Raw genomic sequence first — 10,561 nt, forward strand, 5'->3', positions numbered from 1 at the left:
AGTTTATTCTGTAATGATTCACTAGAATATTTTCTAATAAATCATCATGTTAAAACAAACTTAAACCAAGTCCTTTTTATAAACTGAACCATGTTCAATTTTTCGGCACGATATCCTATCTTTGTCAGATTTCAAAGTCATATTTATGTAAGAACTTGGATAACAATCACTTACACAAAAAGAATCATATCGATGAATAAAAGACTACGCAATTTATTCACTTGAGGCTAGGGTTTTCACATAAATAGCACAACTTTTTATCATACATAAAAAAACCCGCTCAATGAGCGGGCTTTTAAAACTTAAAGAGTACTTAATTCAAAGAATTATAGTACGTCTACAGCGTTAAGGTCAGCGAATGCTTTCTCAAGACGAGTAACCATTGAAGACTGACCAGCACGTAGCCATACGCGTGGATCGTAGAACTTCTTGTTTGGCGCAGCTTCGCCAGTTGGGTTACCAATTTGACCTTGTAGGAAGTCACGGTTCTCAGCTTCGTAAGTACGAACGCCATCCCATGAAGCCCACTGAGTATCAGTATCGATGTTCATTTTGATAACGCCGTAACCGATAGACTCTTGGATTTCAGCTTCTGAAGAACCTGAACCACCGTGGAATACGAAGTTAAGAGCGTCAGCTGCAATGCCAAACTTCTCAGCACAGTATGCTTGAGAGTCACGCAGGATAGTTGGAGTAAGTACAACGTTACCAGCTTGGTAAACACCGTGTACGTTACCGAAAGAAGCTGCGATAGTGAAACGTGGGCTAACTGCGTTTAGTTTCTCGTATGCGTATGCAACATCTTCAGGAGAAGTGTAAAGCTCAGATGCGTCCATATCAGAGTTATCAACGCCGTCTTCTTCACCACCAGTACAACCAAGTTCGATCTCGATTGTCATGTTTAGTTTAGCCATGCGAGCTAAGTAAGCTGCACATGTTTCGATGTTCTCTTCTAGAGACTCTTCAGAAAGGTCTAGCATGTGAGAAGAGAATAGTGGCTTACCAGTTTGTGCGAAGAACTCTTCACCAGCGTCTAGTAGACCGTCGATCCATGGAAGAAGTTTCTTAGCAGCGTGGTCAGTATGAAGAATAACTGGAACACCGTAAGATTCTGCTACTGCGTGAACGTATTTTGCACCAGCTACAGCGCCAAGAATTTGTGCACCTTGACCTTCAAGTTTAACGCCTTTACCAGCGAAGAATGCAGCACCGCCGTTAGAAAACTGAACAACAACTGGAGCTTTAGCTTTAGCAGCAGCTTCAAGAACAGCGTTGATAGTATCAGTGTTGATTACGTTTACTGCAGGTAAAGCAAATTTGTTTGCTTTTGCTACTTCAAATACTTTCTGTACGTCATCGCCAGAAATCACACCAGGTTTTACAAAATCGAAGATCTTAGACATGGAAATAGTCCTATTATTCTATTCGTTTTAAGATAAAAAACTTAAGTTTAAAAATTTGCAATCGTTTGCTCACAACTTCCGCTATTCTAGCAAAAAACTGTGATGTGCAGCAAACGTTAAAAGGCGAGATTCACATCTCGCCTTTCTAAATCAATTATGCTTTTGCACGCTCTTCAAGCATTGCAACTGCAGGAAGTACTTTGCCTTCAACAAACTCAAGGAAAGCGCCACCACCAGTAGAAATGTAAGAAACGTCAGCTTTGATACCGAACTTGTCGATAGCCGCTAGCGTATCACCACCACCAGCTACTGAGAAACCTTCAGAGTCAGCGATTGCTTTAGAAATTCCAGCAGTACCCGCTTCGAAGTTTTTGAATTCGAATACGCCTACAGGGCCGTTCCAAAGGATCGTTTTTGCATTGCCGATGATTTCAGCAAGAGCAGCAGTAGAATCTGGACCAAGGTCGAAGATCATGTCGTCGTCTTGAACTTCAGAAACGTGCTTGATTTCAGCTTCTGCGTTTTCGTCGAATGCTTTAGCACATGCAACGTCAGTCGCTACTGGGATAGCACACTCTTTCATTAGCTTCTTAGCCGTTTCAACTAGGTCAGCTTCGTATAGAGACTTACCTACGTTGTGACCTTCAGCAGCGATGAACGTGTTCGCGATACCACCACCAACAACAAGTTGGTCAGCAATTTTAGAAAGAGATTCTAGAACTGTTAGTTTAGTAGAAACTTTAGAGCCACCAACGATAGCCACTAATGGACGAGCTGGGTTGTCCATTGCTTTACCAAGAGCTTCAAGCTCAGCTGCAAGAAGAGGACCAGCACATGCAACAGGAGCATAAGTACCAACGCCGTGTGTAGAAGCTTGAGCACGGTGAGCCGTACCAAATGCGTCCATTACAAAGATGTCACATAGTGCAGCGTACTGCTTAGAAAGTGCTTCTTCGTTTTTCTTCTCGCCTTTGTTAAAGCGAACGTTTTCAAGAACCGTTAGTTCACCTGCGTTTAGCTCAAGACCATTTACGTAATCTTTCGCTAGTTTAACGTCGCAGTCTAGCGCGTCATTTAAGTAGTTAACTACAGGAGCTAGAGAGAACTCTTCGTTGTATTCGCCTTCAGTAGGACGACCAAGGTGAGAAGTAACCATCACTTTTGCACCAGCTTCTAGGCAAAGCTTGATAGTTGGTAGAGACGCAAGGATACGAGCGTCTGAAGTTACTTTACCGTCTTTTACTGGTACGTTTAGGTCAGCACGGATGAATACGCGTTTACCTGCAAGTTCCAGGTCAGTCATCTTGATCACAGACATGATTTGTCCTCTCAAATTTAATAAATATAAAGTTTTGGAAACTCAGCAACCCTGCTAAGCCTATAAATTCTTCAACTGGTAATTCTTTAACTGCTAATAATATGTGGACACTGCTTATTTATTTCAAGCCAAAAAATAAATAATCCTCATATTTGCTTCAAGGTATTACTTCTCACCTTCAGAAGCTTTCATTGCAAGTACCGTATCCAGCATTCGGTTTGCAAAGCCCCATTCGTTATCACACCAAACCAGCATTTTCACTAAATGCCCGTTACTCACTCGTGTTTGAGAACCATCAACAATCGCGCTATGGGGATCATGATTGAAGTCGATAGAAACGAGCGGCGCTTCAGTATAATCAACTATATTGTGTAATGTACACTGAGATGCATTAACAATGGTTTGATTTACGTCATTAACTTTCACATTCGTATTAATTGTGACACTTAAATCCATAGCTGTGACATTTACCGTTGGCACTCGCACAGATATAGCTTCAAATTTGTTAGAAAATTTCGGGAAGATTCTTTCAATACCTTTATGGAGTTTGGTATCAACAGGAATGATGGATTGGCTTGCCGCTCGGGTACGGCGTAAGTCAGTATGATAAGCGTCAATGACTTGTTGATCATTCATGGAAGAGTGAATGGTAGTAATGGTGCCAGACTCAATACCAAACGCTTCATCAAGGACTTTTATGATAGGTACAATACAGTTGGTCGTACACGAGCCATTCGATACGATTCTGTCGTCAGCCGTAATAGTTTCGTGGTTAACACCATAAATTATCGTGTTATCTAAATCATTCGCGCCAGGATGAGAAAACAGTACTTTCTTTGCACCGGCTTCTATATGCGCTAGGCCATCAGCACGGCAGCCATAAACACCTGTACAATCGAGTACAATGTCGACCTCAAGGTCTCGCCAAGGTAACAGTTCGATGTCGGCTAAATGGAGAATTCGAATGGTATCAAACTCACCTTTATCTTCAGCACCAATACCGTGATGAACATAGATGTGCTCTTGATCATTAGATATTTTTTTACCAAAACGACCATGACTGGTGTCGTACTGCAATAGATGAGCCATAGCATCTGGCTGTGCAAGCTCATTAACAGCGACGACTTTGATCTGCTGGCTTTTGCCACTTTCATATAGCGCTCTGAGTACATTGCGCCCTATTCTTCCAAATCCGTTGATTGCGACCTTTAGCATAGTTCCATACATCTAACCAAAATTTCGTGCAACAGATAGTAACCGAATCGCACGCAAAGCGCATTAATTGAATACAAAAGGTACCATTAGCAATTAAGGTTCTGGAAAGAAAAAACTGCCTTCAATGACGAATGCAGTTTTTCCAATATGATTGCTTTAATTTAAGTTGGTAGACAGTGAACTTGGCGTGCCACTTGTGTTGTCACTCATAATATCAGCGACAAACTGAGCCTTTGAGCCAAGAATAATCTGCAAACCATTTGAGCCCACTTTGATGACCCCCATCGCTCCGAGTTCTTTAATTGCAAGCTCGTCGACTAATGTCTGGTCTTTAATTTGTAAACGTAACCTCGTAATGCAAGAGCCTATAGACGTAATATTTGCTGCCCCACCAATCAATGTTGTAATTTCACTTGCCAAGGTTTCATTATCTAAAGTAATCGCCTTACTTTGAGTGTCTTCTCGACCTACCGTTTTCAAGTTAAATTTACGAATAGCAAAACGGAACACTGTGTAATAAATCACTGCCATCGTTAGCCCCCACAAAATGACATTGATCCAATTGGTTTTGAATCCATCCATTGCAGGCAACACACCAAACGAAACAAAATCAATAATACCGGCTGAGAATGTTTTCCCTATATGCACATCTAACGCATAAGTCACGGCATAAGAAACGCCAGCCATCACGGCTGAAAATAAATAAAGCAATGGGGCAACAAAGATAAATGCAAACTCAACGGGTTCTGTAATACCAGTAACAAAAGAGGTCAAAGCAGCAGACCCTAAAATACCGGCTGCAATTTTTTTATTCTTACTGTTCGCTTCATGGTACATAGCCAAACATGCAGCAGGGAAAGCAAACATATATATAGCGAAGTTACCCGATAAAAATTTACCCGCTTCTTGGTACTCATCCGTTGAAAATGTTTTTACTCCGTCTTCAAGCATTTTGAACCAAATAGTATGGTCACCATTTACAATCGTACCAGCAGCCGTGGTGTACTCTCCAAAAGAGAACCAATAAGGGCTGTAGAAGATATGGTGAAGACCGACTGGAATTAAAGCTCGCTCCATGAACCCATAAATAAAGGTCGAGATATACATGTTACCGCCATTAGCCATATGCGAAAGCGCATCAATACCAAACTGAATATATGACCAAATATGAGGTAAGACTAAACCGATGAGAAACGCTGAAAATGCAGTCACAATTGGGACAAAGCGTTTTCCAGCAAAGAAACCAAGAAAATCTGGCAGCTTCGTATTATAGAAACGCTGGTACATCACCGCCGCTAAAATTCCGGCAATAAGCCCACCAAATACGCCCGTTTGTAAAGACGGAATCCCCATGACCATGGCGTAACGACCGCCCCCCATTGCCATCTCTGGAGTAATGTTAAGAGCAACCCCCATTGTCGCGTTCATGACCAACATTGCGACAATTGCCGCTAAAGCCGCAATGCCTGACTCTTTAGTCAAACCAACCGCAGCACCTACTGCAAACAAGAGAGCAAGGTTATCGAATATAACGCCACCAGCTCTCATCATTAATGGAAGATCAAGTTTGGCACCAAAGGCAAGTAATAAGCCTGCAGCCGGTAAAATAGAAATAGGCAGCATCAGCGCTTTCCCAATTAAGGAAAGCTTTGATAAGCAGCTTTTTAAACTATCGAGCATAATAAAGTCCTTTAATATCGATGGAATACCAATGAACTTTATCAACAACAACACGGCTGAAGGTTACAAATAGCAAGCAGTTTGTAACTCGTTTTTTACAATAGACCTAAGCTGGAAAACATCAAAGGTACAAAGTAATTTCTAGCTAGGCATTTAAAGTCAAAAGAAGAAAAGGAAGCTAACGAAACACTTCATTATTAATAGCATGTAGATGCCCAATAAGTGTTTTCGCTGAAATGGAAGAGTCCATAAAGTAACGGTATAACTCGTTGGATACCGCATTTTGAAGAACTGGGTTAACAGCCATTGAATCGGTCAGGCTTGGCATAGCTGTACCTTTAGAACTCGCATGAATGTAATCTTGATAAGATTGCTGTTGGCATCGTGATAATTCATTCACAGGTATATTGGCTTGAGCAGGTATTGAACCTTTCTTTTTACTGAAATCTAAAAGAAATTTAGGGGAAGATAATGAGGTCATTACCGATACCATATTATGATCTTCACCCGTTACTTTGGTAAAAAATGCTAAGCTATCAACATTGTAGATAAAACCTTTTTCCGTCGAAGGGAACGCTCGACATTCTATGTAATCTGGAATTTCATCTTCTGCATTAAACATCTCTCCCAGAGCCCAATCACCAGTAAATTGAAAGGCAAACTCCCCTTCAAGCAAAGCTTTTGTCCCCTGATCCCAACTAATACTTGGTAAATCACTGCCTACAATATTAGCAAGAGAACGAAAGCGGTTGAGCGCCTCAAGTGTTTTATCGCTATTTAATGCGTCAGGGTCTAAATCAACAAATGCCTGTCGATAATAATTCGCCCCACCCACTCCAAACGCAATATTTTCAAAAACTTGCACAATTTGCCAAGAGTCTTCTCCCAAAGCTAAAGGATTAATCCCCTTACCTTTCAGAGTTGTTAATGTTAATAGTAACGAGTCCCACGTCTGAGGTGATGAAAGTTGATGCTGATTTAGTACCTTTTGATTTATCCACATCCAATTCAATCGGTGGATATTCAAAGGTATGGCGACATAGTTTCCGTCATATTGATGAATAGCTTTAATATCAGGGTACAGCGACTGATCCCATTTTTGCGATTCTGCGACTTCATTGACATCATTTAAAAAACCTAACGCCGCCCATGACTGAATAGCCGGACCTTCCATAAGAGCAATATCAGGGGAATACCCGGCAATCGCTCTAGCTTGAAGAATCGCTTTGGCAGGAGCACCACCACCGCCACTGATTGGTTCACTTTTTAACGTATAAGGTAGAGATTCAAATTGCTTCTCGATGACCGACCACGCTTTTTCTTCTCCACCAGCCGTCCACCAATGCAGCATTTCAACAGAGGGAGAAGAGAACACGGGGTTTGTCGATAACAAAAGGCTTAACAGTAACCATTTTTTCATAGGGCATTTACCAAAATAATGTCTACCTCAAGCCCACCTTCTGGTGAATTAGATAACTGAACGTCCCCACCGTGTGCCCTTGCGATACTACGAGCAATTGCTAGCCCTAAACCAGAACCTTCAACGCCTGTATCATTGTCTCTAAAATAAGGTTCAAAGACTTTTTCTAACATATCCTCTTTGATTCCTTTTCCTGCATCACGCAGCACGATTTGAATAGAATCAGAATAAGAAAACATACTGATGTCGACCGTCTTTCCATATTTAACGCCATTATCGACTAAGTTGAATAAACAACGTTTGATTGCTAATGGCTTGCCATAAAGCTCAATCCTTGGCAGTTCTATCAGGCTAACGCAAACTCCATTTTTGTTATGAACAGCCGCACATTGCTCAAGAATATCGTTAATATCAATCCACTCTAATTCTTCGTGGATGTCATTATCTCGCATATATTGCAAAGCCCCGTTCAACATCATATCGACTTCGTTCAAAAGCTTTTCAAATCTTAACTTTGTTGGCTCATCATCCATCATTGCAGTTCGTAGCTTTAAACAGGCTAATGGCGTTTTAATATCATGGGATATCGCATTAAAGAACATATCTCTGTCCCGTAAATACGATTTGATTCGACTGTTCATTTTGTTAAAAGCATGAATAGCCGCTCTGGTTTCTGAGCTACCTTCTTCTTTAATTTCTTCAATCTGCATTTGCGACCCCATAAGCGTGGCAGAGCGAGCTAAAGAACGAAAAGGACGAATTTCCTTCTGTAAGACAACATAAGAAACACCCATCAGCATGAAGGTAACAATAAGGAGAAATATGACTTGCCTGCTATCAATGAAATTATCGGTCAGACTATCAAACGACAACGGCAGAACAGTGGCTAAATAAAGCCATTCATTTTCGGAAAACTCCACCTGAATAACAGCAATAGGCAAATCCAATTTTCCTAAAACTAAACTGTAGTCTTTCCACAATGCAGGAAGTTCATGAAGCTTGATACCAGAGTTAAACACCCGTAAATCCTCTCGCTTAGTTAAAGTGACATGTACTTTTCGGGAGTCTCTAAGTTGCTGATTCAGGAGTTCAGATGCTTGTGCTTCCATCAGAGGAACCAATGAGTAATCGGATAAAGAAGTGATAGGAAGTTTATGGTTATTTATGGATATGAAAAACCTTGTTCCTCCTATATTTCGTAGCTGTTCTAACACCAAGTGACGGTAATTAATGGGTAAACCAGAGAAGTAATTAATAGTATCTGCCGCAGCTGATGATATAGCTGTCATGGCGTGGCTAGCCGACTCTTTTTTTGATGCTGATGTTGCCGTAAACCATACCGCACCTGCCAATATTTCAGCCATGAGAATAACCATGAACGTAGACAGGGTGATACGCGCAACCATTGACTGAAATATGTTTTTTTTCAAAATTTAATACGATTGATATGTGAATCGATCACTAACATGTAGCCGCGATGCCTTACCGTCATAATCGTGTTGCGGTCATCGTCTCTTAGTTGCTTTCTCAGCCTGCTAATTTGTACATCAATGCCTCTCTCTAGTGGCTCCGCATCCCTTCCCCAAAGCGCTTGAGCAATATCATTTCGGCTTAGTAGCTGGTTGGGAGAATCCAACATGAGCGTAAGCAAGTTATAATCCGCACTAGAAAGTGAAACCACTTCACCATCTTCATGTTTTAATTGTCGTTTAAGTGTGTCAAACGTCCAATCCATGAATTTCAGAGTCCGTTCACCTTGGCTATGACTAAACGTGGAACGCCTCAATAAAGCTTTAATTCTGGCTAATAGCTCACGTGGGTTAAATGACTTAGTAATATAATCATCAGCTCCAATTTCTAACCCTGCGATTCGATCAGCATCGTCGGTTACTGCGGTGAGCATAATAATGGGAACTTGAGATTGAAGACGTAGTTTCTGGCACAAGGTTAAACCATCATCTCCGGGTAGCATGATGTCTAAAATAATGAGATCTGGTGTGACAGTTTCAAGCTTCTTCCACATCTCATTACCTTCAAGAGCTGTGATAACCGTAAAGCTTGAACGTTCCAGATATTCGCTAAGAGCATCAAGAATGTCCTGACTATCATCGACCACCAAGATTACTTTGTTTGTCATGCTAGACCTTTCATATGAAAACAACGCGCCAACATTCTCTTACTTCGTTATATCTTTCAAGAATATTAATAACGAAATGCGCTCAAACTCCACAATGTAAGCTGTTCGTTACAAATGACTCTATGCTCAGTTAAATCTATGGCTAAATACTTGAACAAGCACTGAGCTCTAGCGTAGATAACATTTCCTCACTGAATCAATTAGGTGACATACCTCGACAAAATAAATTTATAAATCTAGCGAATGTTATGAGTATTATGCAATGATATCTAAATGAGTCTGACCTAATTCTACGGCTGTTTCTAACCTAGTTTTCTCAACCAAAGGAAAAGGTTATGTCTGGATTTCCAGCGACTCATTTTTGTAAAACGTGCAATAAAGAAACGCCACATAGTGAAGTTCTTGTTCGCCAAACAAGCAGCTATGATACCGACACAACTTTGTTAGGAAGAATAAAGCTGTTTGCTAATTCAATTATCAATGGTGGTCATTACTACAACATGGATCGTTACGTTGAATGTAAGGTCTGTGGGACTAGAGAACTTGATAATTGGGGAAAGGAGTTCGAGTAACTCATGTTTCTGAAAGCCAAATAAAAAACCGAGCCAATGGCTCGGTTTTTTTCTGTTCATATTACTGCTAATTATTAAGCTAGAAGCTCTTTTGCAGTGTTTACTACGTTTTCAGTAGTGAAACCGAACATCTTGAATAGTTCACCTGCTGGTGCAGATTCGCCGAACGTTGTCATACCGATGATCTTGCCACCGAAACCAACGTACTTGTACCAGAAGTCAGCGATGCCAGCTTCTACTGCGATACGCGCTGTAACGTCAGATGGAAGTACAGACTCACGGTACTGCGCGTCTTGCTTGTCGAATGCGTCAGTTGCGGGCATAGATACTACGCGTACCGCTTTGCCTTCAGCTGTTAGTTCAGCCGCAGCACTTACCGCTAGCTCAACTTCAGAACCTGTCGCAATGATGATTAGCTCTGGCTTACCAGCACAATCTTTTAAGATGTAACCACCCTTAGCGATGTTAGCTACTTGCTCAGCGTCACGGTCTTGCTGTGCAAGGTTTTGACGAGAGAAGATAAGCGCAGAAGGACCATCTTTACGCTCAATTGCCAGTTTCCAAGCAACAGCAGACTCAACTTGGTCACATGGACGCCATGTGCTCATGTTTGGAGTCAGGCGTAGAGAAGCGATTTGCTCAACTGGTTGGTGAGTTGGACCATCTTCGCCTAGGCCGATAGAATCATGCGTGTAAACTTGGATGTTCTGAATTTTCATCAGAGCAGCCATACGCATAGCGTTACGCGCGTATTCCATGAACATTAGGAACGTTGCGCCGTATGGTACGAAACCACCGTGCAGAGCGATACCGTTC

At 41.4% G+C, this 10,561-nt stretch carries 9 protein-coding genes; 1 reads left to right on the forward strand and 8 read right to left on the reverse strand.

Features of this window, described 5'->3' with window-relative positions:
- Nucleotides 1–326: 326 nt before the first annotated feature.
- From fbaA to F0226_RS17755, 7 genes are all read right to left on the reverse strand, one after another.
- Nucleotides 327–1,403: a class II fructose-bisphosphate aldolase gene (gene fbaA, locus F0226_RS17725; protein WP_086048726.1), complete on the reverse strand. Its 1,077-nt coding sequence runs from the start codon at nucleotides 1,401–1,403 to the stop codon at nucleotides 327–329.
- Between the two features lie 154 nt (nucleotides 1,404–1,557).
- On the reverse strand, nucleotides 1,558–2,721 hold the full coding sequence (locus F0226_RS17730) for a phosphoglycerate kinase (protein WP_004735491.1): 1,164 nt from the start codon (nucleotides 2,719–2,721) through the stop codon (nucleotides 1,558–1,560).
- 165 nt (nucleotides 2,722–2,886) lie between these two features.
- Entirely contained in the window at nucleotides 2,887–3,936 is a 1,050-nt protein-coding gene (gene epd, locus F0226_RS17735; RefSeq protein WP_171736878.1) for an erythrose-4-phosphate dehydrogenase, read from the reverse strand.
- A gap of 156 nt (nucleotides 3,937–4,092) precedes the next feature.
- Nucleotides 4,093–5,616 (reverse strand): PTS transporter subunit EIIC, encoded by a 1,524-nt coding sequence (locus tag F0226_RS17740; protein WP_171736879.1) that lies wholly within the window; start codon nucleotides 5,614–5,616, stop codon nucleotides 4,093–4,095.
- Nucleotides 5,617–5,794: 178 nt separating this feature from the next.
- Entirely contained in the window at nucleotides 5,795–7,036 is a 1,242-nt protein-coding gene (locus F0226_RS17745; RefSeq protein ID WP_171736880.1) for an ABC transporter substrate-binding protein, read from the reverse strand.
- On the reverse strand, nucleotides 7,033–8,466 hold the full coding sequence (locus F0226_RS17750; protein ID WP_171736881.1) for an ATP-binding protein: 1,434 nt from the start codon (nucleotides 8,464–8,466) through the stop codon (nucleotides 7,033–7,035). The genes F0226_RS17745 and F0226_RS17750 overlap by 4 nt, the downstream gene beginning before the upstream one ends.
- Nucleotides 8,463–9,173, reverse strand: coding sequence for a response regulator transcription factor (locus F0226_RS17755; protein WP_029222972.1), 711 nt, complete (start codon nucleotides 9,171–9,173; stop codon nucleotides 8,463–8,465). The genes F0226_RS17750 and F0226_RS17755 overlap by 4 nt, the downstream gene beginning before the upstream one ends.
- Nucleotides 9,174–9,508: 335 nt before the next feature.
- Between F0226_RS17755 and F0226_RS17760 the strand changes: the two genes are divergently transcribed.
- The gene (locus tag F0226_RS17760) at nucleotides 9,509–9,745 is read left to right on the forward strand and encodes a hypothetical protein (protein ID WP_171736882.1); all 237 of its coding nucleotides are present in this window, start codon (nucleotides 9,509–9,511) and stop codon (nucleotides 9,743–9,745) included.
- A 74-nt stretch (nucleotides 9,746–9,819) separates the two neighbouring features.
- Here the strand turns inward: F0226_RS17760 and F0226_RS17765 are convergent.
- The coding region (locus tag F0226_RS17765) for a transketolase C-terminal domain-containing protein (RefSeq protein WP_301338162.1) at nucleotides 9,820–10,561 on the reverse strand (742 nt) is incomplete at its 5' end.

The sequence above is a fragment of the Vibrio sp. 99-70-13A1 genome (genome assembly GCF_013114625.1).
GTDB lineage: Bacteria > Pseudomonadota > Gammaproteobacteria > Enterobacterales > Vibrionaceae > Vibrio.